Below are 24857 nucleotides of genomic sequence, written 5' to 3'. Positions count from 1 at the left end.
AATTATCATAAAATTGGTTGTTTTATCAAAACCAATACGCCCATGTTCTTATGCTCATTATTCTAAGTTAAATTAGCCACACATTTATACAAACTTAAGTTGATTAGAAAAATTAACAATAAAACAAAGACTCTCCAGCCTATTTTGCTTGATGAACGATATTGCCGATTCTCTAGAAAGAGTAAAAAATCATTAAACTTTGTCTGAATCGGCCCCCAAACACGATATTCAATCCAATTGTAATGGTATGCATCGAACTCATAATTGTAAAAATCCCCATAGTATTGAGCTCTAATTTTAGCGATGTCATGAACAACCAATTTGGAATATTTGACATTCTTTTCAGCCAATTTATTAACTAGATAGGATTGCAATTTATCTTTTGATTCAAGCTCCTGTTTACTCAGGGGGAATCCACCCAAAATATTAACTACCTTATCTGTAGAGCGAATTGTTACTTTTTCGACTTCTTTATCTTTAAATATAATTTCGACAAGAAATATTACGTTCAAAGTGCATCGCACACTTCTAAACTCAAACGCTTGAGGAAGAACTTCGACGGTCAAAGAGTTACTCGAGAGATGCTCTTGAATCGGCTCCCATTTATTAATAAATTCACCAACCTCATATTTTCCTTGGGATGTCGCTAAGACTAAATTTCTCTTTCCGTCATATCCCATCAATTTGTTCAGATTGATTCTGTCCACACTACAGCTGTAAAAATCAGGTGGGTCGTAACTATTTGAGAAAACTTCAAAAGGCTTTAATATTTTCGGGTTTCCCGTAAAATCTTCTAACTTGATATAGTAATTCTGTCCTACTTTTAAATAGATTTCAAAAATGATGACAGTACGATCTTTGAGGTTTTCTAGTACAATATTTCCGACATATGGAACGGGGCCTCCCATTACAATGCAATAAGTCCCACGCACATATACTCCTGATTTTCTTTTGAAATTGCGTGTTGTGATAATCAGAGCCGTAAGAGAAATTAATAATGCAACCATAGGAAGTGCAGTTTGTAACAAGCCCTTCAATTCCAATAAAATCACCATTTTTATTTTTGCCTTGATTCTCGGTTCTTTACAATTAAACTAATATCCCCCGTAAATGCAAGGTTGGATTAAAAAAATACCAAACAATTAGTCTCACGCCATCCCAATAATACCAGCCACAGTTGTGCCGGTCGCATGAACTCTCTTAGGTTGTGCAACAAGTACCTGGCCTGCCGCGACTGTGAATGTTTCAGTGTTTCCGTCTGCGTCTTCTAGGACGACATTGCCTGCGCCATTAAAGTAAAGCGCTCTGACTGCTACTTCTAAGCGATTAGTGTCGTGCGGAACGATTGCTTTCCATTTGCGTGGGGGTTCTGTTGCGTTGCTCATAAGCTGATTCCTATTTTGATTGATATACCTGGTGTGTACTCGTCGAGTTCTGCGGCACTTGCAGGTAGCGTTGTAACCGACCAAATATCGGTTACTCCGCCGACGTCGAGAGTGACTGTTGTTTCCGTGCTGTTGATAGTGGAGCTTGTTTGTCTGAGTCTTACCGTTTGGCCATTGTTAATGGTTGTTGCGACGTTCGTGTAAGCGCCGCCGTCAATACTGAATTCACCTGCTCCCGTGATACTAATTGATGCCACTGCGTTTATGCCTGCAATCGTAATTTCATCTGAAATAATCTGGCTCGATAAGTTAACACCGGTTTGGTCAGTGAATGTAAATGCGTCTGGTGTTGTATCTGCGGCGCCAATAGTTGTTACATCCCATTGGTCTGCCACTCCCCCGATATTAAGCGTTCCATTAACTGACGTGCTGTTTGCTGCAGAGCTCGTGACTCGTAATTGAACGGTGTCACCATTGTTTACTGTGCCCGCCGTGGTAGTGTAAGCCCCGGCATTAATCCGGTATTCCATGCCGGCTGATGATGTAATTGAAATTGATGCTGGTGTGTCGATACCTGAGACTGTGATTACATTAGATTCAACCTGAGTACTTAACGCTATGTCGGTCTGGTCGATGAAAGAAAAAGCGTTAGGTGTTGTGTCTGGTCCGGCGGGTCCGACATTTATAGTTATTTTATCCGAGTTGCCGGACTCACCAGATTCGTTTGCACCAAAGGCCGATATTTTAGTTGCATCGACCGCGCGAATTACATACTCATAATTTCCATCTGCAACGCCTGTTAGAACCCCTTTCAATCCCGAGAAACTTAAAACTGGATTTACCATGTCGCCAGTTTCGTAGACGTTAAATTTTGTTATTCGATAACCTCTATCCGAACGGTATCTTCCTATCCTGAATGTGATTTCATCTGCTGCAGTTGTTGAGGCTGCGACTCTTAAAGGTGGTACCGTTCTGCCAAAGTATCCCCAAATATAATCAGATAATGATTCTCCATCAGCGCAAAAACCTCTGGCACCCGAAATCACTCCATCAAACTGCGTGGGGTTTTGAGTGTGAACCGGGTTTCTGACTGGTAGATTCGTTTTCCCATACTGACGCATTCTTTCTCGAATACGAGTCTCTGCCGGGTATGGCCATGCCCATCTGTTGGTTGCTGTCTGCCAACCTGGATCGCCTGGCATTACATGTGATGGACATTTAAATTTCGTCAGGTCTGCACCGTGGCCAGATAGCGCCAGTGGTGAACCTTCTTCAATTCTTGTCGGATAATCCCAGCCGTTCGCATGGGGGTCGGTCGTTATGGTTCCGCTAACCGTATAAGCACCGCTGGCGTCGATTGTGCCTTTAAAATCATAAACATTGTTATCAGTGAAGGCACTGCCGGACGTTCCGCCGGTTGCATTTAGTAGTGGTCCGACATCAATTGTCGCTGACACACTCCAACCGCCCTGGCTGAATATTGATTTAGTAATCGTAATATCGTTAGTTGAATCACCCGCTCTGATAAATCCATTTGAACCCGCCATGACCTCATCATTCCAGGTGCTATTTTTATCAAAGCTGGCGTTGTCCAGATTAAGAACTGAATTTGAATTAATGATTGCCGGGCTTGTTGCGCCTGTTTGTGGCGTTATCGTATTGGTGGAGTCGATGACCACGAAATGACTTGCATTGATAATACTTGTGCCTGCAGAACCATCAGCAGTGAATGGCACCATATGGGTATTGAGGCTTAGGTTGCCATGAAATACCTGGTTATTAGGGAATGCTTCGTTACCCGTCGCTGGGAAAGCAAAAGCCCCTGCATAATTTGAGTAAAACGGCGATAGGTGTTCCTGGTCACCGTCAACAACAAGGTTTGAGAATACGCCGCTTCCTTCGGTTGAATAATGGGTAATTGCTCCACGAGGTTGGTCACCGTGATATTCATCTGGGCGCACTAGACAACGTGACATCAAAGTATCTGAAATCACATTCCCAAATTGCAGGCCATACCGAAATTGTCCGAACGCAAAACAGTGCTCATAAACCGAACCATTACCCTGCATGTAACCTGAAGCTACTGAGCCATAGGAAGCATCAGCTTCTGTGAAAGTTGTTGGATTCTGAGCGTACCCGCTATCAGTTGCACCCACTAATTCGAGTACGTTACTCGCAGCGGCGTTTAATATCGCCTGGCGGTTTGCGCCAGTGAATTCCATTGAAGCGAATTTAACAAATGATTTAATCGTCGCCTGGTTAGCCAGAATTTCTAAACATTCATCTTGTCTAGGGATCGCATCATGAGGACTCGAGTCAACAATAACCTCACCGGCACCGCATATTGTTGTTAGTTGATTAGCAGTGCCGGCAGGTATATCGCCGCCAAAACTATCAGCGAAAGAATTCTCAAAACTTCCATTAGCTGATACCGACGCATAATAAAGCCCACCGGGAACAGCTAATGTATCGCCGCTGGCAAAAATCGCTTCAAGTGCACCAATTCGAATATTAGATGATGTGGTATCTGTACCAAGTACAACAAGTTTTGACGTGCCGGTGTTATCAACGTGGAGCACAAACCATTTGGTGTCTTCTCCCCATTCGTTTGAACAACCGATTGCAATCGGAATACCCTGCCCCCTTGGGAATCCCGTTGTATCCCAGGTAATTTCCCCTGTTTCTGGATTAACCTGCATACTATCTGGACCGTACTCCTTGAACCAGAAAACATCGGAGCCAGCTGAGAGAGTCGGTGTATACGAAAATGTGTTGCCCAGGGCTACTGTTGCGTGAGGCGGCTGATTAATCACCGGTGCGGGCGGTGGAATGTACTGGAGGTAATGCCGACCTTCACTAATAATGATAATGCTGCGATCCGGTAAGATTTCTACCCCTTCAGCCTGTGGATTGACAGAAGTGTCGACCTCCGAATAATAGACCCCTGTCTCAACATCGACCTCAATGGCTTTGCCGCCTGTATGACTTTGAATAATTATTCGTCCGGTTTTATCGTCGAATGAGCATCCACTTAAATCAAACTGTTCTCCGGTCGCCCCCAGGATAGCAAATGTGACTTCGGGATCAAAAGGCTCGGTGACAACTAATTCTGGATCGGTGTATGTGTAATCGGTTGTTGTATTCGTCGGTCTGATAACTTTGAAAAATTTTCTTGGCGTATTAACCTGCTGTCCCTCACCTACCCCATAAAATACCTTATTTACTTTGTCGTAAGTTAATCCCTCTAACCCACTATTGTTATCGATACCTGGTTCTGCGAGAGTCAAAGATTGTTTTGCACCAATTGAAATATCAACTGTGCCGGTCGGCAAATCCAGAATATGGATTTTATAGGCGCCGCCGTCTTCGGTACCGACTGCAATTTCTCCATTACCCATATAAGTAATAGATTCGGAGTCTGAACCATTATCGAGACCATTGATACTTACGGTTCGAATGGTTGTACTGTAGTCTCCAATCGCATACTCATGTAATTCTCTGGCGCCGTTACGAATGACACCTATCCTGCCGTTTTCAATATCAACACCAACACCCGAGCTATTGCCATCAGGGTGAGGGAATTCTTGAACTATTCCGACCGGCGTATAAGCCGCTAAGTTAATGCCGCCGATGTTACTGGTTCCACCGCCTCCCCCTCCACCGCCAGAACCACCAGTTGTGAATCCAACGGTTTCTGCCAGACTGTCATTAGCAGCGGCATCAGTGTGGACAAAAAAGAGTTCGTAGTTAGTGGATTCTGATAAGCCGGTAACTGGTGTAAAACTGATAACGCCAGTTGATAATATTGCTAGATTCTCAGCTGCTATTGCCGCCGTTCCGTTGCTTTGTTGGCCTGCTTTGATTTGCGCAATACTTGGAACATCGCCATCGGGAACAACAACTATATAAGCCGTGCCGTTACCTTCATCTGTGATTGCCTGTGGTGTAACACCATCTGCAGTTACAGTGCTCGCTGTCGGGTTAGTTAAGACTGGCGCTGTCGTATCACCCCCTCCTGGCGCCGCATTTAAGACCATTGCGAACCAGCCCACTTTATCAGTGGCTAACCCGCTTTGAATTGTGTTGCTTACGTTCGTCGCATCAGCAGTTAATACTTTAATCGCCGCAACGCCTGATGTATTTGTTCCCTGTGTCCACTGAGGCGCAGAATCACCCGCGACTTGCGTATAACTTCCGAATGTCCAGGCAGTTCCGGTCGCCTTTGAACAACCTACGAACGCAATTGCCATTCCATTTTCAATTTCATCTAGAACGTAGGTTGCGTCCTGTGTGGAGTTTTGAGCACCGACGGCAAAATCAGTGACTGTAGTCGTTTGGTCCACACCTGCAAATAAAATCGAAATAATGACGATGCTTGAACTCGCAACCGTTACCCCTTGGAAGACAATCGAGGTATCCGTGATGTTTGGTATATCAGCTTCTTTGATGTAAAAACCAACGACATCAATCGTACCGGCTAAAAGTTCGGTATGAATTGTTGCCTGGACGCCACCAATCGTTATCCCTGTTAATCCCGCCAGGTCTGTTCCTTCACACAATACTGCGCCGGCTAATACTCTATCTGGTCCAGCTATTGGTAAGCCAGTCGGGAGAGTGTCGTTATCCCCTAACCCGAGTGCTTGTTGTAGGATACTTATTGGCACGACTTATCCCTACTGAGTACCGAGATACTTCCAGGCGGCTAGAATGAGTCCCCAGACAGCTGAAATAATTATTGCGGCACCGAATGCTATTCCTTTTGTTCGTGTTAGAAACTCGTTATTTCGCTCTACCGCCTCAATTAACTTTTCTACTCGTTGTTCGAGGTTTTTGTTTTTTTCTTTTAAGACTGCGATTTCGACTTTTTGTGATTCGTCTGCCATTTGATTGGAAAGTGTTGATTACGGATAACTGATGTTATCAACTTCGAGAGATTCGAAAATCTATCCAGTTTAAACACTCTGTACATTTAAATTGCGGTAGGCTAAAGTATTTAAAATCAGCTATAGGGATATGAAAATAATAAAGAACTTATGAATACGTTACTGCAATTAGGAGCAGGGCTAGCAATATTTTATGCGGTAGTTAAATTTTTTAAGACTATCGAATCTAGCTTGTCAGAATATTCAAAAAATCAAATCACAGTGTGGCTCAAAGGGCAAAAGCCAAATATTATCATTCCGAACGAGTCTGCAGAGAAAACAAACTTTAGTTTAGCCCATACATTCTCAAATCTGCTAGATGTAGTTTTCACTAATAAACACTTATCGTTGAAATGTCTCTATAGAAGCACCCTAGCGACATTTATTGCAATATCACTTTTTACACTCTTGCACTACACAATTATTGATTTCAATCCGTTCGAGTTACTGTTCATTAATTCAGAATCTTTCTTTTTTTGGTTGCTGGATTTCTTTGGTTCAATTCTATTAATTTCAGTCTTACCTGACTATATCTCGCTACTTCAGAGTCGTTTTATAATACATAAAATGAAATCCTCAAAATCAAGAGGTATTATACTTCTCTTGTTAATTGATTTTGTTTTAAGTGCAATAATCGCATTATTTTCAGTCACAATTTGGCTATCCTTACTATATAATGTTGGAGGAGAATTCGTTAGTTCTGGGCGATATGAGTTTTCATTTTGGTTGGTAATTAACGATTTCTTCGATAACTTGACACAACGGGGTCTGTTTCTATCTGAAAAAAACGCTTCTATAAGTATGGGGAGTTATTTCTACGCAACCTTTATTACTTCAATATGGGTTTGGATATACGTTATCGGAGCATACTTGCTTAAATTTTTACCCAGACTTAAATCTGGAAAAGTTCTCGTTTTAAAACTAATGGATATTGATAACAAACCTTTGCAGTCTATTGGTGTAGTTTCGGGAATGTTTATAGCCTTGGTCTATTGGGTGTTCCTGCTTTTTTAATGCTGGCTGACACTTAGTAAATTAAGCTTTCTAATTGCACAACAACAAAAAATATCAAAAAGAGATAAAAGGACTAGTCATGAAAGACCTATCACACCGCTGGAAACTCTTCGGCTCGATGTTGTTTGACCCCTGGACGCTTATTCTCGCCATCGCGGTTCTTGCACTACTCTGGCTTTCATATGGCCAACCAGACCCCAAGTTTGCAACTGTACTCAACATATTAATCATACTTTCCTCCACCATCGTTGGTGCCAGGGTTACAAAACAATGGAGTGAAATTAATGACGGCGGTATCGTTAAAGAAAAGGGAAAGTCAGCAGTAAGAAACTTAAAACTTCTCTTGCGAAACATTGAAGCGTTAGATATTCGCGTACGAACCTTCAAAGAAAACAGTAGCGACTCGCCAATCGAAACCAAGCTAATACAAAATAATTTCGAAGAAATAAACGAATTCTGCAACCTGCTAAAAGAAGAAGTCGTTAACTCCATTGAAAATTGGACCGATATTCTTCCCGAACTGGACATCGCAACACAGATAGGTGAAATAAGTAATTTAGCTAAAACGCTGAAAGATACCGAAGACGAAAAGAATTTATTAGAAATGAAGCTAAAAACCAAAGAGGAAATGTCAGCTGAAGAAAGTAACAGAATTCACAATCTAATCCAAGATAAAGACCAAATGATTATAGATTTAGTTAAGCAAATTGATTCGAGCTCAAAAAAATTAACAAAAGATCATCGATTGCTCCAACCGATAGGGAATAACACATTTGCTTCATACGTAGCAAAATCCGGTTTTGAAAGTATAGCCAGCTCGGGCCTTAATCACTTTCACAGAGTAGGAAAGGCTCCTAGTATCTCGAAGGTGGGGTCAGTTATGGAAGAGTTTGCTGAAGAAAAAGATAAAAAATAGCCGGTAATTAAAGCCAAAGGAAAAGCCATGAGCAAGAAAGTAATCGCCGGATGGATACTAACTGGAGTTTGGGTTCTGATTTGGAGCCTCTATTTAACCGCTAACTGGGATGCGCTCACAACTCGCCCCTTTAATGAATGGGGAGACTTCTTCGCAGGTATATCAGCCCCTCTAGCTTTTCTATGGCTTGTTATTGGGTATTTTCAACAAGGAGAGGAATTAAAACAAAATACCGAAGCATTGAAAAAACAAGATGAAGCATTACGCCTTCAAGTAAAAGAGCTTAAACAATCCGTCGAGCAACAAAAGATACTCGCTGAAGCAGCTAAAACTGAAAGTGAGATTAATCTTAAAAATTATGCTGCCCAAGTAGAGAGCGAACAAAAGAGAAATTTACCTAGATTGTACATGTTAGACCAACCGCGTGTTAAACAGCAAGAAAATGATCGGGTCTTCACATTTAGTCTTATGAATAAGGGAGCCGACATATCTCTGGTTAAGTTTATTCCCTCTGAGACCATGATAGAAGCAGGTATAGCAATCGCGAGCAAATCGGATCAAGCGGATTGGCCGCAAAAAAATCAAAGAACGGTGAGTGTTTGGGTGAAAAAAGAATATTTTAATAATCCTCGAGATCGTCATATCACATTTTCACTTGAATTTACAAATTTAGATGGTGATCGTGCAATGGTTGAAATAAAATTAATAATTAACGATGAACGAACATTAACAATTTATATGGAGCCTCAGTCATATACAGTTGTTGAATAGTTTTGATATGTACCACTCCACTCATAGTGAAACTCCGTCAGCATGTAGCATCTGACCCAAAAATTTCGAGAGCTCTTCCTATAGGGTTGCTTGATTTATATATTTAGAATGAGAATTGATTACGAATGATTAAGCCCACAGTTAAATATTGCGAGCTTCAAGATAGGGGTAAGAAATCTCAAATTTATGAGATGACCACCCCGCCCATTTTGCGAAACCGAGTAATCGGCTTCGATCTCCCATCAATAGCTCTTTCAAGGGCTTTTTCTCTGGACTCTGACGATTTTTGAAGCTTTTTCTTTAAATCATCCTTCATGCAATCACTCCTAAAGTTATAGCGTAACCAATTAATTCTATCATAAATATGCTTTCATGCAGTTGGCAGTACAAATAATCTCCAAGAAACAGGCAATTAGCCACATTCATCTCCAGAAAGATTTGAAATATCGTCAATTTCAACCTTTTCTATTAATCGCCCCAAAATGGCAATATACGGCTTCATCAATGGCACAAAAAGTTCCAAGTCCTTTTCATGAGTTTGTAACATGCTACGTCGATCACAATGGATATTTAAAACTCCGACTGGTAGTAAATTGCCATCAACCTCAGATGAAGTATTAGTAATTGGCAGTGAAAGTAACGACCCCATAGTCGGTGCATATTCATCACAGAAATATTTCAAGATCTCATTTTCAGTTTCAGTTTTATAATTACACTTTTTAAACCAACTTTTCCAAAGTTCTTTCGAGCGAGTATCTTTAATTGCGATTGATGGATGATCAGTGTGAAGATTAAATGCGGTCGGAGCACCAGGTAAGCTATTGATAACCCCAAAAGAATCTACATGTTTTTTGTGAACAGGGAGACATAACCCGCAAGGAATAGTATTATCAATATCAGAAATCTGTGTTGACAGAAAACGAGACCCAATTATTCTGATACTTAGTGCACTATAAAGAACAAGAAAGCCTCTAAGATCTTCAACGCCCCCTGAATCTAATAGCCGTAAACCCTTAAATTTTGATCGAATGCTCTGACTTGTTGGGTTATCACCGAAGCGTTCGATAGCTTCAAATAACATAATGTTTAAAGAATATTTCTCGTCACGCTTTCCACTACCTTCGGCTTCGAAATCGTGTAAAAGTATCCCAATAATCTTTAATATAGCTTTAATAGAGTCAACTACTGTTTTTTTATATTCAATATCCTGCTTTTCTTCTTCATTCAAATTAAGTTCGAGAATGGAAAAAATAATATTGTTTGCCTGAACGTAAGCACGACTATGATGCTGAATGATATTACCAGGCGGTAAGGAAGAAAAATAATACCTGAGCTCTTTAACAGAATCAGAGTATGTTTTCGCTTTAATATATGTCCGTGTTACTAAGCAGAATCCTAAAATAATGGCAGTCCAAATCAGGTATTTAATTACAACTAAACTCTCCCCAATTAACAACTCCTTAGTAGCGCATATCCAATAATTTTTAGCCGAATCACAAACAGGAGATACTTTCTCCGAAATTTCTTTATATCTCATAGAGCCAACAATACCTATTCCTGTCATTAGTAATACACTTAGAGCCGGAATAATATGTGAAGAACAAATACAACTCCAAATCGACCAAGCTTTTCTAAATGGAAAAGTAAATAAATTAAATATCAACTCTAGAATTCGCATTCTGATGGACTGATTATTTCCTTTAAATTGCTCTAAAAAGTAATTACGAATTGAATTTAGACTCAACGTACTGACTCCTTCATTAGTTTTATTCCTCACCCAATAATAGCATAAACATCTAACCGGCCTGCCGATAAAGTACTCTCCTCCAACTCTCAGCATTCTCTTCAAACTCCTTCCGAATTGGCTTTGAATTGTGAATGCGAGATACTTTACTCGGCTTTGGGTAGCGTTTTGAAGTGAAATCCAGCGCGGCGTCACCGTACTCTCGATATTCCCGCAAGATCTTCCTAAGTGTCACGCGAGTTACATTCATTTCCCTGGCAATGCATGACTTACTGTATCCTTCAAGTAACATATTTTCAGCGGTAAGTATTTGCTGCTTAGTCATTTGTCTGATTGGCATGTCGCACCTCGATTTCTGATGTTTAATGTCAACCACAGCAAATGATATTTGGATTGTGGTCTGAATTGTTGGTGTCTTATTTCAAGACGATTAGTTCTTTCTCTAGCAAAATTCGTTGAGTTCGCATTACTGCTTCCAGATGCATGAGTTTTAGTTCATCGTGACTAAAAGTTGTTTTTAATTGGCCGTCCATTGCCGCATGACAATTCGAGCAACCGTAAGCCCCCTCATTGTCATTGTTTTTGAGCGCCATGCCAGCGCCATTCAGATGGCAAAACACAGTTGTCTCTTCGTTAAAATTGCAAACACCAGGTATTCTGATTTGGCATTCCTCCCCTTTTGCGCTTTGAGTAATTTTCTTGCTTTTATGCTTCATGGCTAATGATTCGCTCCATATGCCGTTCTCTCCATGCGTGTATTAGCGTTCTGGCTTCTCCAGACATCAATCCTTAATTCAGCCGCTTTAATCATAAGGCGCAGTTTCTCAGCGTCATGCATGGCGACTTTGAGGCCGTCTAGTAACTCAATGTAGTCTTTGTGAGCGTAAGCAAAAGCTTCTCGTGATTGAACGGTTTTAACCCCACTTCGTTCAGCCTCGATAATTAGCTGCGATTTTTTGGTCTTTCGGTATTCCTTCAGGTATTCCATTTGTGATTTAGCAACTGCGTATTCGTCAGCTTTATCTCTAATGAATTGGAGAGTTTTTTCAATATCCAGTAAGTCACTCATTTTGCTATCACCGTAACAACAGTCTTGTCTTTCACTACTGCTTTAACGCCGTTACAAACTGGATACTTACCGTTACCCATCTTCTCAATAATCATTTCCATATTTTCATCCAGTATTTGTTTTTTGATCTCTGCAACATCTAAGCCTTTTACTCGTTCCAGGTAGCGCAATACAGCGTGATCAGTAATGCCTACCATGCTTTTTTCCAGTGATTTAATATCTTCTTTTATTTCTCTAACCGCGTTCATCGCCTCACTATGAGCTCGCGCTGCGTATTTCATTTCTTCACACAAAGCCTTTTCAGCTGTTTCAATATTCGCCAGTTTCTTACGCAAATCAGTCAACAATTTTTGTTTAGATGAACTCACTTTTTTAGCCTCTGAATTATCCATTCCAAAATCAAAACCACTACCATCACTAACACGATTTCCATCTTTTGCCCCAAATTTCCTTTTCATTTCCAATACGTTCAACAATCGACGCATCATTCACAGCAATTTCAAAGTAGTTATCAGCGATGAATTTACCGCCCATAAACCAAGCCTCAAGCTCTCGCTTCTTGTGCTTGATTTTGTACCTAGTTCGTTCTTCGGGTGATTTCATCTCTATGCTCTTCACAAATTTGTTTGGCTCTGTCTTTGTCTTGCGTGTAACCTAAAATTTTTTCTCGATAGCTAACCGTCAACATCGGTTTATCAGCCCCCGTCCAACAAATTGCATACTTCCCACACTTGCTTTCTGCATGCCATTCGCTTTTGACGAAGAATTTCATCTCACTACAGTCCGTCAATGATTTTCTTAATTTTCATTGATGACTTTTTGCGGTTTACTTTTACAACCTCTTTCGGAATTGCCGTTGGATGCTCTATGAACTCATCACCACTTAGCGCGGCTCGAATCATTTTCCTGTAGACCTTTGCCAAATGTCTTTCACTTTGCTCAACCCGAGATTCCAAGAACCGTTTAGCGTCTATGTTTCGCCAGACCCAATAGCAATATTTATCCAATCTCGGAATTTGCCCGGCGTTGAATCGAATTAGCGTCCGGTTAATATCGTATTCATCGGGAATATTCAGAGACTCAATAACTCCCTTCTCGCACCATTTGATGAATTCTCCAGGGGATGGCCAAAGCGGTTTGGCTTCGCGGCGAGCAATCTTTAATCCAAGCTCTAACTTTTCAATGGAATCGATATTGTTTTCTGTTAACGCCTTCAACCAGGTTCCGCGCATCCGGTTGTATTCTTCCTGTTTTTCAAAGTTAACCCGCCAGGCAACACAAATCGCCTTAAGCTCCTTCATGAGCTGATTAACGACATGTTTGCTTTGGTCACCAGTCGATATTGCTGTCGTCAATTCCATTAGCGGCTCCTCGGTTGTTAGAATTCAAATTCAAATACCATTGATAATTCACTCCCTTCCACCCCTTGTCCAAACACATCAAAATCATATCTGTTCGAGAAACTCCGTTTTGCACGCATTCATCCAAGTTTTTAATTAATGAGCGTGTGGCCCTGACAGTCTTTTCTGCTTTTTTGCGCTTTCTCAATGAAATAAATTCTTTCCAAATTCCTAAATCCACGCAATCAGGTTTGAAAAACACGAGTTCTTTTTCAGAAAGTAACTTTTCAGGTGGCAAAGATTTCAACGTATTAATATCTTTAAGATCTTTCTTTACATTCTTTTCATTCTTTAACTTCTTGTTAGTGGTTAGCTGTTGGTTAGTTGTTGGTTGCTTGTTGGTTAGGTCGTCGGTTAATTGTTGGTTGCTATTCCGCCCCACCCCTTTTGTGTCAACGCTTTCCGCTGGTTGGTTGTTGGTTGATTCGTTGGTTGAGTTTTTAACGATTTTTTCAAAAGTACCATTTTCTGTTGGTTGCTCGTTGGTTATTTCTGCTGTTGATTGCTTGGTTGAATCGTTGGTTGATTGTTCTTCACTGTCTTGGTGTAGGCTATAATTCACAAGGGTTACAATCGAATACTGGCTGGTTGATTTGATGGTTATTTCGTTGGTTGATTGCAGTCTTTTCAAACAGGTTCTAATTTGCTGTTCCGATAACCTTAATTCAGACGACAAAATCTTCCTTCCTGTGACTAATTGCCCTCGCTCGATCACCTTCCCACGCCAATTTTTAGGCCGATGATTAGCCTTCAAAAGAAGATGAAGAAATACAGCAAAAGTATTTATATCGCCGTACCATTCCCAGTCGATAATCTTTCTATGAAGCTTAATAAATCCTTTCATGAGATATAAACTCGTCGCTGAGCTTTATATTGAATCATTCTCCTTTCGCGTCTAGAATCGATTACATCTGCACTTTCCGTAACTGTTAATACTATGCAAACCATCCATGAAATAAGGCTTACTAATGTACGCGGAATTCTCCTTAAGTACGCCAATGGCAAACAAAAAATACTTGCTGAAAAGTTAAAGTTAAATCCTAATACTGTCTCTCGTTGGCTGGGTGATAATGAAAACCGAGCAAATATTTCAGATGACTCTGCCAGGACTATTGAAAATTTACTTGGTTTAGAAATTGGTTTCATGGACAACACGCATACTCAACTTGACATAAAAAAAGTTAGAAAATACTTTTCAGACTACGCTTCTATAGCTGCTGCCAGTCCGAAAACTGTCAACCCATTAATAATCTTCGATGCAGCCTTGGCTCGATGGGAAGCTGAAATAGTTGATCCAAAAACAAACCCGATGGATATATTTATGAATCTCCAAACTGATAACAGTGACCATTAGTTGCCACTTAACGCACACTTGAAAACATTGGAAAATCAATTACATTAGCGGGCTTTCTTGCTAAATATCTTTTTCTTTCATTAGCCTGAATTAAAGATAATTTTCTTTCTATTTCCATCAGATTGTTAACCGTTGGTTCAAGCAGCAAAGCTGAAACTACCTTCAGGTCATTTAGGACTCGAATCAACCTTGCACTCTTTATGTCCGACTCATCTATTAGGTTTACTCTTGGTAATGAATTACATAAAAAATTCTTTTTGTCGTTCGCTGCCGTAATAAAAGAAATTTCATTGACCAATTTTTCAAGCACAATCTCGCTTTGAACTTTGTAAAATCTGATGGCAGTTAATTTTCTGATAAAACTTGATACATTCGTTCGTAATTTCATACTCATCTCTCTTTTTGGTCCTAATAAGGGCCCCGAATTTGTGTAAAAAAGGCCCTTTCCAGGGCCTAATCTTGACCTGTTAACCTCTTCGATTGCGGTGTATGCTAACTACCTTTGATTTTTCGCCATCGAGGTAAGAATTGATTAAATCATCAATAATGGCTTTTTCGTTCAATGGCGATTGGCGAAGCTTTTTCTCAAGCTCTTTAAAACGTGGATGCTCCCAAACAATGCAGGCATATATCGCTAAATCTCTTAAAAGAGCCGCGTGTTTGGTGCGAAGAAATTTGCAAAGATCAGTAAATACTTTATGGCAATATGTAGTCGTTTTCGTTTTCAAAGGTATTTCTTTTTTTCCTAAAAAGCTCCCTATTGACATGAGGTCTCCTTGCTCATCATGAAATGCTCGACCATATCACCCTGCGTTAGATCACCATTCGAAGCATCGATCAGTTTATTCCAAAGCCTTTTTCTAGGTGTTTTATACGGTTTCATTAATTGTGTATTGATATACCCCTCAGTAGTTTCTGCTTGCAAAGCAAAATTCCTGAGAGTACCGCTTACTTTTAAGTTATTAATAAATTGTCTGAATTTAGTCATTTCTGCCTCCGACAGAAAGAATATACCTTATTGGTATATTTCGATCAATAAAATTTTAAATATATACCAAGCAAACAAATATTCTATGCCTTTATGGTATTTTTTAAGAGTTTAGCTAAAAGGTATAATTCCTAGATGAGAAAATTTACAGAACTACAAAAAATAAGGCACAAGAACCTAAGAAAGATCATCGAATCGAAAGGTTACGGTTTCCAGAAAAGACTTGCAGATCTATTAGATCAAGATCCCACATACACTGGGCAATTTGCTGGTAAACGCCCTAATCGCCCTATCAGCGACGATATGGCTAGAAAAATTGAAGAATCTTTGGACCTGATCCAATTTTCACTTGATGGTATGCCAGAAGAATCCATTAAAGACAATCAGGAGTTAAACAACTCCCGTATGCTGTTAGCAGTAAAATTCGCCCAAAAAACTGAGAAATATTTAAAGGAACCTTCTACTCCTGAGCAATTTTCCAGAATGCTTACCAAGCTTTACAACGGAGATCCTTACACCATCGACTCCATTTACTACAAATCAGAAGACCCTAAGAAAGAATTAATGGTACAAGCAGGCGTTTTAGCGCACGAAACACTTCAAAAAGTTAAAGATGAACCTGGTGTTGATATATCAAACGAGGAAGCAAGAAAACTATATGCGGAAATTATTGAAGAGATATATATTGATTTATTGAATGAATTTGGGAAGTTAAGAAACGAACACGAAAGGTCACATACTACCGCACGATCTTAAGTTATTTTATTGTTTTTCACGCTGTTTCACACTAAATACACTGGAATCAAATCTCTCGTAGTGATAGTTTCGATCACTATCAAATTAATGAATACATGGAAGATGCAATGACCCTAAAAGAATTACTTACTAGAATTTTTAAGCGCAGTGCTGATTCTGGCAAGTCGCTCGACTTAGACTATATGGTTGCAGAAAAGCCTGCGGATCTTATTAAGTACAAAAAGCTGAAAGAAGTAGCACACGATTTACTAGTTGAAAGATACGCTATTGAACAAATGGATGCTAAGACAAAACCGTTAGCACTTTCTGTTTGGTGGAGAAGGTTTCACAAACACGCAGCTTTAAACCCTGAATACTTCCCTAAAATTGAAGACGATGAAATTGTTACGAATCTAGCTCTTCTGGATAGTCGGAAATAAAACTTTCGGCTTCCATTTTACAAGCAATCGCTTGAATTGCGACATCATCCGCCGGTGCATCGGAATCAATATCCAATACTTTTTTAATAATTAGCCGTCGTCGCTGTTCCAGGTTTTTCTTGCGCTCCGCATTTTGAATAAACACAGATGGATCGCCAGAAATTTCTGAAATCACTCTCTCATCTAGTACGTCGGCCTTCGAAATGACTTTACTCTTATTTAACCGTTTTACTACGATGAAACAAACTAGGGATCCTGCTAATGCTACCCCACATAAAACTAAAAATCCTAAATACTCCATAACGCTCCATTTTTTTGATATTGCTGGCACTTCTAGTTACTAAAGGCCAGAAAATCATAAAGATAACTAACGCATCAAAAACTAGACTTGAGACGCGGTAGATCTCTAAAAACGAATTATCTTTCAAAAGATAACGGTCAAAATGCATAATTAAATTTCTTAAGATGCCCAAAAAGAAAATGAATATTATGCAGCAATCGGCCTTACTTATACTTTTCCATTTCAAAAACAAGACCCCAATCATACCAACTAGAAACAGAGAGCCAAATGACACAAACCACCAAGCACCTAAACCATGCTCCTTTAGATAATACTGAACAGCTAGACCTGCATAAAATAAGAGGCATATAAACGCGTTTCTAGCGAGCTCGTATTTTAAAACAAAACTGAAAATAACACTGATCACCAAGATGACCAGCATTATATTCTCAAGAAGAACGCTTAGACTCATTTAACGATATTACCGTTATCCTTGCCCTTATTATCGTTTGGATCGTTCGGTGGATCATCTGGCGGTGGATCGCTACCAGGGCACATATCCAAATACTTTTGAAATTTCATAAATAAACCTCCCGTTTTACTTACCACAGAAAAGTGCAATCAAAGCCAACATAGAAAACAAGCACAAATATATACCATTAAGGTATTGACAAAGTATACCATTAAGGTATACATTAAATCTACATTGTCACTTACACCAACTTATGTTTAACGCTATTTTCAACAAAGAATCTACCAAAAAAGCGTTAAAAGCAGTCTAGCATGAGGCAAAACATAATTGTATGCGATATGCCAATTATTTTATCTCATATAGAGAAGCTCACTATCAGTTTAGTAAGCAATTATTAAATCATCCAGCGGGAGAGCTAAGTGGAAAACCTACAAACTGCCATCAGAGAGAATAATTTCGCTATCTCGGAGCACTGCAAAGCCCTGAGTTTAAGCGCTACGCAACTAGAGCTAGCTAGCGAAGCTTCAACCCACAGTCTTGAAGCAGGTCGAACACAGTTCGCAGCCCTATCAGCAGGAATGGATGTGGTGCTAAAGGAATCTGGTGTCTCCATTCAGGAAGCAATGGAAAAGGTAGAAGCCTACGAAAAAACACAAAAAGAATTACGTAAAGCTCTTTTCCCATCACTACTAAACAGCACTCACTAATCGGGCCTATCCCGGGGAGAGCAGAAATGAACAGACTTCAGATTTTCACGGAAGCAAGCTCGCAGTTGATGGATTTATCAGAGCTAGCGGTCAAGAAGAACCTACAAGCTGGTATCGCGGCATCAATTCAGGAAGCTGAAGATTTCGAAAACTACCTTATCGAAGCTATATCCGAAGAATCTGAATACATTCAGGAACTCTTTCAAACCTATTGCGAAGATGAAACCGCCCTGCACTCTGCCCTTGGACGAATCGTTGCACAAGCCTACGCAAACCAAATCAAAGACGAATTCAAAGACATTGATATTGAGGGCGAGCCTGACGATCACGGCATGAAGCAATCAGAATTTTTAATGCCTGAACACAAAGTTGCATAACAGGGAGAACCAAGATGAGTAACACTGCAGAAAAAATTGATATTTTTGACAAAGCCAAAGCAGAAAAAGAAATCGGTGAGCTTTGGTTTGATGGCGCGTTAACCGAAGATCAAGCCAGAGAATCCGCTTATCAAACCGGTGCTGATTTTGATATGTGCGAATACTGGTACGGAAAAAAATACCATCAAATGGAGGCGTCTAGCCATGGATATAATTCTTAATCAATTCAAAGAGCCCTTTAAGCCAAACGAAATCCACTGGCGTATTGGTCGCAAATCAAGAGCTAAAGATAAGGCGACAGCACTCGCTTACCTCGACGCGCGAAATGTGATGAAGCGTCTCGATGATGTAATCGGTTTTGCCAACTGGCAGGACAAATATATTGAGACTGCCTCAGGACGACTCATTTGCGAGCTCTCAATTCGAATTGGCGATGAATGGATCACAAAAAGCGACGGTGCCGGTGACACGAATGTTGAGGGTGAGAAAGGCGCTATCTCCGATGCGTTTAAACGGGCTGCAGTTAAGTTTGGTATCGGACGCTATCTCTATTATCTAGACGGCAATCGTTACTACCCTATCGACCAATGGGGAAAGTTTACAACTCCACCCATACTGCCCGACTGGGCATTACCTAAACAAAAACAGGTGGCTTAAATGAATCTCTACAAAATATCGAAAGACTATCAAGACGCGTTTCTAGCCATGGCAGACATGGATGAGTTAGACGAGGAAATTATTAACGATACGCTATCGGGAATTGAAACCGAGTTTAATGATAAAGCGATTGCTGTATCAGGCTTTTTCCAAAATATCGAAGCGGATATTAAGGCGATGAAAGACGCGGAGAAAAGAATTGCTGCTCGTCGTAAGTCGAAAGAAAAGCTTGTTGCAAGAATGAAAGACTACCTGCGTGAAAACATGGAGCAATGCGGCATTCAAAAAATCGAATGCCCTGAATTTCGGATCACATTAAGAAAAGCAATGGACGTTGTCACCATCGACGAGATTGATGACCTACCAGAAGATTACGTGAAAACGAAAATTGAAAAAAGCGCCGACAAAACAAAACTCAAAGCTGATTTGAAAGAAGGTAAATCTATACCAGGTGCACATCTTTCGAAAGGCAAACGCTCTCTACTGATTAAATAAAAAGGAATCGTAAAAATGGAACTCGACATGAGCAACGATGATTCTCGATTAAGAGAGTATAAAAAAAGCGTTATTAATTTTGCTTTAAACGAAGGGATAAAACTTTACCTGGAAAACGAAGAAAGCAAAACGAAAGTTAAGCGATTCATTAGCAACCTGAACAAAGTTAATCTGCAGTAGTACCCCAATTCCCCGCACTTTTCTTCCCGGGGTGCGGGGCTTTTTAAAGGACAAGTAAATGGCAATAAATGTTTTAACGGTTAGCGGAAATATCGGACGCAATTGCGAGAAGCGCTACACGCCTAACGGCAAATGCATCGCTGACTTTCCTATAGCGGTAACTTCTGGTTTCGGAGAAAGAGAAAAAACATCTTGGTTGAAATGCAAGCTACTGGGTAACCGAGCAGAAAAACTAACAGAGTATTTAACAATTGGTACAAGAGTTGTCGTTTCAGGCCAGTTTAGTATCGAAGTTTGGATGAAAGGAAACGAAAAACAGTATACCCCAGAGTTACTGGTTAACAGTTTGGATTTTGTGAGCAAATCAACCGCGGACCCGATGAAAAATAACACGCACCAGCAACAACAAATCGCCGGTGCAATCGATAACGAATTTGATGACGATATTCCATTTTAGTCTGCAGGTAGTAAGCGGGTGACGCGCTTAATCGGTCTGTTTGTCTACGAGTAACGAGGCGGCGCGTAGACAGACGATCCCGCCTAGAGCCCAAACATTGCTTAGCATTGGTTCAAGCTCCGCGCAGGCTGGAAGGTCTGCACCAATTTTGAGAAAGGCTTTGAGTGCAGGGGGACGCACTTAAAATTCAACCCGCTCCAGCACCGACTGGAATGCCAGCTTAAAGTGGGACGGCAGTATCAAACGGGAACCAGAGCCTTTCTCAAAAAGAATCCCTATGCAGTCATGCAAAGTAGCTTTTGATGATGGATTAGTACTCGCATTGTGCGCAGCTCAAAAGGCGCGAGGTAGCTTGAGAAGATGACCGAATGGGTGCGAGGCCCAACGAATACCACAGTGAGAAGAGGTGATGAAGTTGATTAACTACAAATACATTTATTCGCCGCGAGTTTATTTGTAGTCAACTGAGCCTAAAGGATGGCGACGGGTGTAAACGATGAGAGCCCGTTAGTTAAGAGATAGAACAGAGCTGGTAATACTCTCTCAATTCGTAGTGATAAAGGTTTGCTGTTCGGCCTTTGTTGCGATTAAAAACTTTTAGAGCGGAGTATGGATAAGGAGTTGATTACCTTGTCACGCAATGAGCCCTAACAGCTACCGCAGGCATACTCGCGGGAGGGACGCAAAGTTAGCTAGAAGTACGGACTAATCAACCGTACTTCGCTCTAAAAGTTTTGATAAGTGTAGACCCCCACCCTACTACTGACTAACTGTTCCTTGAGTCGGTAGCCAGGGTGGGACTTAACAAAGGTGAGCTCATGACAACAAGCATCGACCAAATGAGACCAGGCATGAAGTACACGCCTCAAATGTTAGCTAAGCAGACAGGAATGTCAGTTAACAAAGTGAAAGGTGAACTGAAGTCAGCACTAATGGGCGGCTTTGTGGAAGAAACAAAAGTAAAAGGTCAGCGCGGCAAGTATTACGAAACTAAACAAATCGATATTTTTAACTGAGCACACTATGGACGTAAACACTGATTGCTATTCCCCTGATGAACTAATAAACCATTTACAAATATTTGGTACACCTCAGGAAAAGAAACTTATTCAGGAACTCGAATTCGCGACTCGTTCGGTTGAAACTCTTCAGGAGCAAAACAACCAGCTCGAATTTTTCTTAGAAGAAAAGAAATCCGAAATTATCCAGCTCGAAGAAACAATCGCAGAACTCGAAGAGGAATTAAAAGAAGCTCGTGAGGTAGAAGCATGAATGCCATAGATTTATTCGCTGGAATTGGCGGCAATACCGAAGCAGCAAAAATGGCCGGTCTAGATGTCGTATGGGCAGCAAATCATAATCCTATTGCGGTAGAGTTTCACAGCCTAAATCACCCGGAAGCTATTCACAGCTGCCAAGATTTGCAACAGGCAGACTGGTCCCAAGTTCCAGCTCATAATTTTGGAATTGCTAGCCCATGCTGCCAAGGTCATACGGACGCAAGAGGAAAAGAAGGGCCGCATCATCATAAAAGCCGCTCGACCGCCTGGGCTCCTGTTTCTTGCTGGGAATATCATAGACCAGAAGTTTTTTTAATTGAAAATGTGCCCAAATTTTTAAATTGGAAATTATTCCCACAATGGAAGTCTTGTTTTGAATCTCTTGGATATAGCCTCTCTATTAACACATTCGATGCGGCTGACTCTGGTGTACCGCAAAACAGAGAGCGCGTATTCATCATTGGAACTCAAAGCAAAAACCCTATTGAAATAAGCATACCGAAACGGCCACACGTAGGCGTTAACTCAATTATCGAATGGGACTACGCCAGATGGAGCCTAATTGAAAAACCAGGTAGAGCCGCCGCTACCCTCGAACGCGTTAAAAATGGCCGTAAGAGATTTGGTGATAGATTCGTAATGCCTTATTACAAATCTGGTTCAGGAAAAACTGGGCGGTGCCTTAGTCGCCCCATTGGGACAATCACTACTAAGGATAGATGGGCGGTGGTCGACGGCGACAAAATGCGAATGCTGAATATTAACGAGTATCGCAAGGCTATGTCGTTCGGTGATCACATCAAACTTCCCAAAACCAGGACACCAGCAATTCAATTACTGGGTAATGCTACTTGTCCGGTTCAAGTTCGTGACGTTCTTAAAGCAGTTAAGAAAGCGATTTAAAAAATATTAGCTAAAGGTGTGTTATGAAATTCAAAGCATTCGACAAAGCTAAGAAAGTCTGGCTTTACAATATTTATGTCAGTGCAGATGGACGCATTTTTCATAAGGAAGGCGATAACTTGACGGTGAGAATTAATGTAGAGCTCGTTTATTCACCTGGCTTTAAATATTCAAACGGCACAATTGTCTATCAAGGTGACATTGTTAAATCGAGCTGGTACGACTACAACCTGGAAGTCACTTTTGACCCTAGTATTTGTTGCTTTGCCCTACTCAACCACAAGACTGGCCACACGATGCAATTAACCAAGCGCAGCTTTGAAGAACAAGCATTTAAAAAAGTTGGTCACGCATTTGAAAACCCTGAAATGATAAAAGGTGCGGCATGAGAGAACCAGACCAGGTAATAGGCGGCGATTACTTAAAGCGTTGGTATGTGATTCCCCGTAATCGCTTTTTTAACATATATCTGCATTGTTTTAATCGCTCAGATGATGATCGTGCGCTTCATGACCACCCTTGGTGGAGTCTTTCAATCTTATTGAAAGGTGAGCTCATTGAACACACTTTCAATAGCGTTAGACACATTCCGCGACTTCTCCCGATCATACGCTCTGCAAAACTGGCGCACCGATTAGAACTGGTAAAGGGACCAGCCTGGACAATTTTTATAACCGGTCCAAAGGTTCGTGAATGGGGATTCCACTGCCCTATTTCTGGCTGGAGACATTGGAAAAAATTTACCACTGAGGATGGACTCGGAATTGAAAGAGGATGTGATTGAGGTGTAACTATGAAAATAACTTTGCAAGAATGGGACAAACAGGAATTTAGTGTAAGGCACTCTATGAATACGCTTCGAGCTTGGGCCACCAGTGGTCTAATTCAACCTGCTCCGCTAAAAATAGGTGGACGTTGGATGGTAGAATCTTATGCTCAATATGTCCCACCAAAAGTGAATAATAATAGTGGCGATCCAATCGTTGACAGGATATTAAAAAGTGTCTCCTAAGAAGCGAAACAAGCTCAACAATCACGGTATAGAAAATCTCTACCTGAGTAAAGATAAAAGAACAAATCGTGTTTACGCGCAATACAAAGATCCAAGAGATGGAAAATTCAAAGGCTTGGGGCCTGATATTGCAAAAGCCAAGCATCGGGCAAAAATGCTGAATGTCGCGATTTACGGAATGCTGGAAAAGCAAAAACTGGAATTGTTATTATCGAGTGACAAACAGGAGCTAACAGTCGAAGAATGGGCAGTGCACTACGTCGCAGAACTCACAAAGCAATATAAAAGTGGTGAGATTTCATATAACACTTTCAATGGCCGCAAGTCTCACATCAAACCTTTGCGCATTTTCCACGGCGATACACTATTAAGGGCAATTACCACAAAACAGATTACAGGTATTCTCAACACCTATTACGATGATGATAAACGAAGTATGGCGCAAAAAATCATTGTTGGTTTACATGATTTCTTTCGTTCCGCTATCGCTGAAGGCGAAGCAGAAACCAACCCACTAGATGTGATCAAGAAAAAATCAATCGTAATTAAACGGGCTCGATTCACTGAAGAGTCAATCAACCAAGTTTTGCAAACATTGAACACTGTAACCAGGCCGAGATTTCAACCCTGGTTAATCAATAGTATTTGGCTGGCAATAACTACAGGTCAACGGCTAGAAGATATTACGAAGTTCCGTTTTCGCAAAGGCAGAGACTGGGAAAAACTTTATCAAAAAAGAATAGCTGGAGATAAACGCGCTAAACCTTATTCGTATATTGATGGTGACCATTTACACGTATTCCAACAAAAAACCGGCAATATGCTCAGAATTCCCCTGGCGCTTAGAAACAATGTTTTCAATGTGTCGGTTAGAGAAGCAGTTGAGCGTTGTAAAATATACTCGTTCGCAGTTAACTTGATCCACCATGCTAAAAGTAATGGAACGGTTAGAAAAGGTACACCAGTTTCTCCGAAGACCTTATCTAAAAAATTCAGCGAACTTGTCTCTTTGTCCAACATTGATTGGGGCGAAAATACACCGGCCACATTCCATGAACTAAGATCTCTTGCTGAGCGTACTTATAAGAAACAAGGCGTGAATACTTCCACTTTGTTGGGACACAAAAACCCACAAATGACGGCCAAATATCATGACGCTAGAGGGTTCGACTGGGAGACTGTTCATGTACGCTGATTTGGAGAGGATTTGGGGAGGATTTGGGGAAAGGTTTTGGACCTTTAAAATCAACAGCTTAAAAATATGGAGTGTCCCATATCCGGACAGTACACTGTTCGATT

37 protein-coding genes are annotated in these 24857 nt (G+C 40.7%); 20 read left to right on the top strand and 17 right to left on the bottom strand.

Annotation, left to right across the window (positions count from 1 at the left end; genetic code table 11):
* Window positions 1-62: 62 nt before the first annotated feature.
* The 4 genes from FLL46_RS24065 to FLL46_RS24050 form a co-directional block, all read right to left on the bottom strand.
* Entirely contained in the window at window positions 63-1055 is a 993-nt protein-coding gene (locus FLL46_RS24065) for a hypothetical protein (protein ID WP_142934523.1), read from the bottom strand.
* A 93-nt stretch (window positions 1056-1148) separates the two neighbouring features.
* Complete coding sequence (locus FLL46_RS24060) at window positions 1149-1385, bottom strand: spike base protein, RCAP_Rcc01079 family (RefSeq protein ID WP_142934521.1); 237 nt, start codon at window positions 1383-1385, stop codon at window positions 1149-1151.
* On the bottom strand, window positions 1382-6049 hold the full coding sequence (locus FLL46_RS24055; protein WP_142934519.1) for an SdiA-regulated domain-containing protein: 4668 nt from the start codon (window positions 6047-6049) through the stop codon (window positions 1382-1384). Before FLL46_RS24055 ends, FLL46_RS24060 begins: the two co-directional genes overlap by 4 nt.
* Before the next feature lie 9 nt (window positions 6050-6058).
* Window positions 6059-6268: a hypothetical protein gene (locus FLL46_RS24050; protein ID WP_142934518.1), complete on the bottom strand. Its 210-nt coding sequence runs from the start codon at window positions 6266-6268 to the stop codon at window positions 6059-6061.
* A gap of 150 nt (window positions 6269-6418) precedes the next feature.
* Here FLL46_RS24050 and FLL46_RS24045 point away from each other — a divergent pair, with 150 nt between their 5' ends.
* From FLL46_RS24045 to FLL46_RS24035, 3 genes are all read left to right on the top strand, one after another.
* On the top strand, window positions 6419-7321 hold the full coding sequence (locus FLL46_RS24045) for a hypothetical protein (RefSeq protein WP_142934516.1): 903 nt from the start codon (window positions 6419-6421) through the stop codon (window positions 7319-7321).
* Window positions 7322-7400: 79 nt separating this feature from the next.
* Window positions 7401-8237, top strand: coding sequence for a hypothetical protein (locus tag FLL46_RS24040; protein ID WP_142934514.1), 837 nt, complete (start codon window positions 7401-7403; stop codon window positions 8235-8237).
* Window positions 8238-8264: 27 nt separating this feature from the next.
* The gene (locus FLL46_RS24035; RefSeq protein WP_142934512.1) at window positions 8265-9008 is read left to right on the top strand and encodes a hypothetical protein; all 744 of its coding nucleotides are present in this window, start codon (window positions 8265-8267) and stop codon (window positions 9006-9008) included.
* 184 nt (window positions 9009-9192) lie between these two features.
* Here FLL46_RS24035 and FLL46_RS27915 read toward each other — a convergent pair whose 3' ends face one another.
* The 9 genes from FLL46_RS27915 to FLL46_RS23995 all read right to left on the bottom strand — a co-directional run bounded on the left by FLL46_RS27915 (window position 9193) and on the right by FLL46_RS23995 (window position 14065).
* Window positions 9193-9324: a hypothetical protein gene (locus FLL46_RS27915; RefSeq protein WP_281282004.1), complete on the bottom strand. Its 132-nt coding sequence runs from the start codon at window positions 9322-9324 to the stop codon at window positions 9193-9195.
* Between the two features lie 96 nt (window positions 9325-9420).
* The gene (locus FLL46_RS24030; RefSeq protein ID WP_142934510.1) at window positions 9421-10752 is read right to left on the bottom strand and encodes a hypothetical protein; all 1332 of its coding nucleotides are present in this window, start codon (window positions 10750-10752) and stop codon (window positions 9421-9423) included.
* Window positions 10753-10804: 52 nt separating this feature from the next.
* On the bottom strand, window positions 10805-11092 hold the full coding sequence (locus FLL46_RS24025) for a helix-turn-helix domain-containing protein (protein WP_142934508.1): 288 nt from the start codon (window positions 11090-11092) through the stop codon (window positions 10805-10807).
* Between the two features lie 76 nt (window positions 11093-11168).
* Window positions 11169-11468 carry a DUF1364 domain-containing protein gene (locus tag FLL46_RS24020; protein WP_142934506.1) on the bottom strand — a complete coding sequence of 100 codons (300 nt, stop codon included), beginning with the start codon at window positions 11466-11468 and terminating at the stop codon, window positions 11169-11171.
* Window positions 11469-11470: 2 nt separating this feature from the next.
* Entirely contained in the window at window positions 11471-11821 is a 351-nt protein-coding gene (locus tag FLL46_RS24015; RefSeq protein WP_142934505.1) for a hypothetical protein, read from the bottom strand.
* Window positions 11818-12279 carry a hypothetical protein gene (locus FLL46_RS24010; protein WP_142934503.1) on the bottom strand — a complete coding sequence of 154 codons (462 nt, stop codon included), beginning with the start codon at window positions 12277-12279 and terminating at the stop codon, window positions 11818-11820. The genes FLL46_RS24015 and FLL46_RS24010 overlap by 4 nt, the downstream gene beginning before the upstream one ends.
* A gap of 119 nt (window positions 12280-12398) precedes the next feature.
* Window positions 12399-12593 carry a hypothetical protein gene (locus tag FLL46_RS24005; RefSeq protein WP_142934501.1) on the bottom strand — a complete coding sequence of 65 codons (195 nt, stop codon included), beginning with the start codon at window positions 12591-12593 and terminating at the stop codon, window positions 12399-12401.
* A 4-nt stretch (window positions 12594-12597) separates the two neighbouring features.
* Window positions 12598-13182, bottom strand: coding sequence for a replication protein P (locus FLL46_RS24000; RefSeq protein ID WP_142934499.1), 585 nt, complete (start codon window positions 13180-13182; stop codon window positions 12598-12600).
* A complete protein-coding gene (locus tag FLL46_RS23995) occupies window positions 13151-14065 on the bottom strand; it encodes a hypothetical protein (RefSeq protein WP_142934497.1) in 915 nt (304 codons plus the stop codon). Before FLL46_RS23995 ends, FLL46_RS24000 begins: the two co-directional genes overlap by 32 nt.
* A 93-nt stretch (window positions 14066-14158) precedes the next feature.
* On the opposite strand from FLL46_RS23995, the gene FLL46_RS23990 reads away from it, so the two are divergent.
* Window positions 14159-14575 (top strand): helix-turn-helix domain-containing protein, encoded by a 417-nt coding sequence (locus FLL46_RS23990; protein WP_142934495.1) that lies wholly within the window; start codon window positions 14159-14161, stop codon window positions 14573-14575.
* 7 nt (window positions 14576-14582) lie between these two features.
* On the opposite strand, the gene FLL46_RS23985 is transcribed toward FLL46_RS23990, so the two are convergent.
* Both FLL46_RS23985 and FLL46_RS23980 read right to left on the bottom strand, forming a co-directional pair.
* Window positions 14583-14963: a hypothetical protein gene (locus tag FLL46_RS23985; protein ID WP_142934493.1), complete on the bottom strand. Its 381-nt coding sequence runs from the start codon at window positions 14961-14963 to the stop codon at window positions 14583-14585.
* A 79-nt stretch (window positions 14964-15042) separates the two neighbouring features.
* A complete protein-coding gene (locus tag FLL46_RS23980; protein ID WP_142934491.1) occupies window positions 15043-15342 on the bottom strand; it encodes a hypothetical protein in 300 nt (99 codons plus the stop codon).
* A gap of 356 nt (window positions 15343-15698) precedes the next feature.
* Between FLL46_RS23980 and FLL46_RS23975 the strand changes: the two genes are divergently transcribed.
* Together FLL46_RS23975 and FLL46_RS23970 are read left to right on the top strand one after the other, a co-directional pair.
* The gene (locus tag FLL46_RS23975) at window positions 15699-16319 is read left to right on the top strand and encodes a hypothetical protein (protein ID WP_142934489.1); all 621 of its coding nucleotides are present in this window, start codon (window positions 15699-15701) and stop codon (window positions 16317-16319) included.
* A 107-nt stretch (window positions 16320-16426) separates the two neighbouring features.
* The gene (locus FLL46_RS23970; protein WP_142934488.1) at window positions 16427-16738 is read left to right on the top strand and encodes a hypothetical protein; all 312 of its coding nucleotides are present in this window, start codon (window positions 16427-16429) and stop codon (window positions 16736-16738) included.
* On the opposite strand, the gene FLL46_RS23965 is transcribed toward FLL46_RS23970, so the two are convergent.
* Both FLL46_RS23965 and FLL46_RS23960 read right to left on the bottom strand, forming a co-directional pair.
* Window positions 16704-16913: a hypothetical protein gene (locus tag FLL46_RS23965; RefSeq protein ID WP_142934486.1), complete on the bottom strand. Its 210-nt coding sequence runs from the start codon at window positions 16911-16913 to the stop codon at window positions 16704-16706. The genes FLL46_RS23970 and FLL46_RS23965 overlap by 35 nt on opposite strands.
* A gap of 40 nt (window positions 16914-16953) precedes the next feature.
* Complete coding sequence (locus FLL46_RS23960; RefSeq protein WP_142934484.1) at window positions 16954-17490, bottom strand: hypothetical protein; 537 nt, start codon at window positions 17488-17490, stop codon at window positions 16954-16956.
* 419 nt (window positions 17491-17909) lie between these two features.
* Between FLL46_RS23960 and FLL46_RS23955 the strand changes: the two genes are divergently transcribed.
* The 14 genes from FLL46_RS23955 (at window position 17910) to FLL46_RS23895 (ending at window position 24753) form a co-directional block, all read left to right on the top strand.
* A complete protein-coding gene (locus FLL46_RS23955; RefSeq protein ID WP_142934482.1) occupies window positions 17910-18197 on the top strand; it encodes a hypothetical protein in 288 nt (95 codons plus the stop codon).
* Window positions 18198-18223: 26 nt separating this feature from the next.
* A complete protein-coding gene (locus tag FLL46_RS23950; RefSeq protein ID WP_142934480.1) occupies window positions 18224-18574 on the top strand; it encodes a hypothetical protein in 351 nt (116 codons plus the stop codon).
* 14 nt (window positions 18575-18588) lie between these two features.
* Window positions 18589-18795: a hypothetical protein gene (locus tag FLL46_RS23945; protein ID WP_142934478.1), complete on the top strand. Its 207-nt coding sequence runs from the start codon at window positions 18589-18591 to the stop codon at window positions 18793-18795.
* Window positions 18779-19231 (top strand): Rad52/Rad22 family DNA repair protein, encoded by a 453-nt coding sequence (locus tag FLL46_RS23940; protein ID WP_142934477.1) that lies wholly within the window; start codon window positions 18779-18781, stop codon window positions 19229-19231. Before FLL46_RS23945 ends, FLL46_RS23940 begins: the two co-directional genes overlap by 17 nt.
* Window positions 19232-19726, top strand: a complete 495-nt coding sequence (locus FLL46_RS23935; RefSeq protein WP_142934475.1) for a siphovirus Gp157 family protein — start codon at window positions 19232-19234, stop codon at window positions 19724-19726.
* A gap of 15 nt (window positions 19727-19741) precedes the next feature.
* Window positions 19742-19906 (top strand): hypothetical protein, encoded by a 165-nt coding sequence (locus FLL46_RS27245; protein WP_168204306.1) that lies wholly within the window; start codon window positions 19742-19744, stop codon window positions 19904-19906.
* A gap of 58 nt (window positions 19907-19964) precedes the next feature.
* The gene (locus tag FLL46_RS23930) at window positions 19965-20363 is read left to right on the top strand and encodes a single-stranded DNA-binding protein (protein WP_142934473.1); all 399 of its coding nucleotides are present in this window, start codon (window positions 19965-19967) and stop codon (window positions 20361-20363) included.
* Between the two features lie 818 nt (window positions 20364-21181).
* A complete protein-coding gene (locus FLL46_RS23925) occupies window positions 21182-21379 on the top strand; it encodes a hypothetical protein (protein WP_142934471.1) in 198 nt (65 codons plus the stop codon).
* Between the two features lie 7 nt (window positions 21380-21386).
* On the top strand, window positions 21387-21635 hold the full coding sequence (locus tag FLL46_RS23920) for a hypothetical protein (protein ID WP_142934469.1): 249 nt from the start codon (window positions 21387-21389) through the stop codon (window positions 21633-21635).
* A complete protein-coding gene (locus FLL46_RS23915; protein ID WP_142934468.1) occupies window positions 21632-22546 on the top strand; it encodes a DNA cytosine methyltransferase in 915 nt (304 codons plus the stop codon). Before FLL46_RS23920 ends, FLL46_RS23915 begins: the two co-directional genes overlap by 4 nt.
* A 23-nt stretch (window positions 22547-22569) precedes the next feature.
* Window positions 22570-22935 carry a YopX family protein gene (locus FLL46_RS23910; RefSeq protein WP_142934466.1) on the top strand — a complete coding sequence of 122 codons (366 nt, stop codon included), beginning with the start codon at window positions 22570-22572 and terminating at the stop codon, window positions 22933-22935.
* Window positions 22932-23330, top strand: a complete 399-nt coding sequence (locus FLL46_RS23905) for a hypothetical protein (RefSeq protein WP_142934464.1) — start codon at window positions 22932-22934, stop codon at window positions 23328-23330. The genes FLL46_RS23910 and FLL46_RS23905 overlap by 4 nt, the downstream gene beginning before the upstream one ends.
* A gap of 9 nt (window positions 23331-23339) precedes the next feature.
* Window positions 23340-23558 (top strand): excisionase, encoded by a 219-nt coding sequence (locus FLL46_RS23900; protein ID WP_142934462.1) that lies wholly within the window; start codon window positions 23340-23342, stop codon window positions 23556-23558.
* Window positions 23548-24753 carry a phage integrase Arm DNA-binding domain-containing protein gene (locus FLL46_RS23895; protein ID WP_142934461.1) on the top strand — a complete coding sequence of 402 codons (1206 nt, stop codon included), beginning with the start codon at window positions 23548-23550 and terminating at the stop codon, window positions 24751-24753. The genes FLL46_RS23900 and FLL46_RS23895 overlap by 11 nt, the downstream gene beginning before the upstream one ends.
* The last annotated feature ends 104 nt before the right edge of the window (window positions 24754-24857 follow it).

This window comes from Aliikangiella coralliicola, from assembly GCF_007004725.1.
Classification (GTDB): Bacteria; Pseudomonadota; Gammaproteobacteria; order Enterobacterales; family Kangiellaceae; genus Aliikangiella; species Aliikangiella coralliicola.
This window is presented reverse-complemented; position numbering and strand designations above follow the sequence as displayed.

Coding starts and splice junctions, on each gene's coding strand:
- FLL46_RS24045 (WP_142934516.1), top strand. CDS start 6,419: ATGAATACGTTACTGCAATTAGGAGCAGGGCTAGCAATATTTTATGCG.
- FLL46_RS23910 (WP_142934466.1), top strand. CDS start 22,570: ATGAAATTCAAAGCATTCGACAAAGCTAAGAAAGTCTGGCTTTACAAT.
- FLL46_RS24005 (WP_142934501.1), bottom strand. CDS start 12,593: ATGAAATTCTTCGTCAAAAGCGAATGGCATGCAGAAAGCAAGTGTGGG.
- FLL46_RS23925 (WP_142934471.1), top strand. CDS start 21,182: ATGACAACAAGCATCGACCAAATGAGACCAGGCATGAAGTACACGCCT.
- FLL46_RS24020 (WP_142934506.1), bottom strand. CDS start 11,468: ATGAAGCATAAAAGCAAGAAAATTACTCAAAGCGCAAAAGGGGAGGAA.
- FLL46_RS23900 (WP_142934462.1), top strand. CDS start 23,340: ATGAAAATAACTTTGCAAGAATGGGACAAACAGGAATTTAGTGTAAGG.
- FLL46_RS24010 (WP_142934503.1), bottom strand. CDS start 12,279: ATGAAAAGGAAATTTGGGGCAAAAGATGGAAATCGTGTTAGTGATGGT.
- FLL46_RS23950 (WP_142934480.1), top strand. CDS start 18,224: ATGAACAGACTTCAGATTTTCACGGAAGCAAGCTCGCAGTTGATGGAT.
- FLL46_RS23930 (WP_142934473.1), top strand. CDS start 19,965: ATGGCAATAAATGTTTTAACGGTTAGCGGAAATATCGGACGCAATTGC.
- FLL46_RS23940 (WP_142934477.1), top strand. CDS start 18,779: ATGGATATAATTCTTAATCAATTCAAAGAGCCCTTTAAGCCAAACGAA.
- FLL46_RS24050 (WP_142934518.1), bottom strand. CDS start 6,268: ATGGCAGACGAATCACAAAAAGTCGAAATCGCAGTCTTAAAAGAAAAA.
- FLL46_RS23985 (WP_142934493.1), bottom strand. CDS start 14,963: ATGAAATTACGAACGAATGTATCAAGTTTTATCAGAAAATTAACTGCC.
- FLL46_RS24040 (WP_142934514.1), top strand. CDS start 7,401: ATGAAAGACCTATCACACCGCTGGAAACTCTTCGGCTCGATGTTGTTT.
- FLL46_RS23980 (WP_142934491.1), bottom strand. CDS start 15,342: ATGTCAATAGGGAGCTTTTTAGGAAAAAAAGAAATACCTTTGAAAACG.
- FLL46_RS23945 (WP_142934478.1), top strand. CDS start 18,589: ATGAGTAACACTGCAGAAAAAATTGATATTTTTGACAAAGCCAAAGCA.
- FLL46_RS27245 (WP_168204306.1), top strand. CDS start 19,742: ATGGAACTCGACATGAGCAACGATGATTCTCGATTAAGAGAGTATAAA.
- FLL46_RS24060 (WP_142934521.1), bottom strand. CDS start 1,385: ATGAGCAACGCAACAGAACCCCCACGCAAATGGAAAGCAATCGTTCCG.
- FLL46_RS24000 (WP_142934499.1), bottom strand. CDS start 13,182: ATGGAATTGACGACAGCAATATCGACTGGTGACCAAAGCAAACATGTC.
- FLL46_RS23975 (WP_142934489.1), top strand. CDS start 15,699: ATGAGAAAATTTACAGAACTACAAAAAATAAGGCACAAGAACCTAAGA.
- FLL46_RS24025 (WP_142934508.1), bottom strand. CDS start 11,092: ATGCCAATCAGACAAATGACTAAGCAGCAAATACTTACCGCTGAAAAT.
- FLL46_RS27915 (WP_281282004.1), bottom strand. CDS start 9,324: ATGAAGGATGATTTAAAGAAAAAGCTTCAAAAATCGTCAGAGTCCAGA.
- FLL46_RS23995 (WP_142934497.1), bottom strand. CDS start 14,065: ATGAAAGGATTTATTAAGCTTCATAGAAAGATTATCGACTGGGAATGG.
- FLL46_RS23960 (WP_142934484.1), bottom strand. CDS start 17,490: ATGAGTCTAAGCGTTCTTCTTGAGAATATAATGCTGGTCATCTTGGTG.
- FLL46_RS24065 (WP_142934523.1), bottom strand. CDS start 1,055: ATGGTGATTTTATTGGAATTGAAGGGCTTGTTACAAACTGCACTTCCT.
- FLL46_RS23935 (WP_142934475.1), top strand. CDS start 19,232: ATGAATCTCTACAAAATATCGAAAGACTATCAAGACGCGTTTCTAGCC.
- FLL46_RS23905 (WP_142934464.1), top strand. CDS start 22,932: ATGAGAGAACCAGACCAGGTAATAGGCGGCGATTACTTAAAGCGTTGG.
- FLL46_RS24035 (WP_142934512.1), top strand. CDS start 8,265: ATGAGCAAGAAAGTAATCGCCGGATGGATACTAACTGGAGTTTGGGTT.
- FLL46_RS23920 (WP_142934469.1), top strand. CDS start 21,387: ATGGACGTAAACACTGATTGCTATTCCCCTGATGAACTAATAAACCAT.
- FLL46_RS24015 (WP_142934505.1), bottom strand. CDS start 11,821: ATGAGTGACTTACTGGATATTGAAAAAACTCTCCAATTCATTAGAGAT.
- FLL46_RS23970 (WP_142934488.1), top strand. CDS start 16,427: ATGACCCTAAAAGAATTACTTACTAGAATTTTTAAGCGCAGTGCTGAT.
- FLL46_RS23915 (WP_142934468.1), top strand. CDS start 21,632: ATGAATGCCATAGATTTATTCGCTGGAATTGGCGGCAATACCGAAGCA.
- FLL46_RS23990 (WP_142934495.1), top strand. CDS start 14,159: ATGCAAACCATCCATGAAATAAGGCTTACTAATGTACGCGGAATTCTC.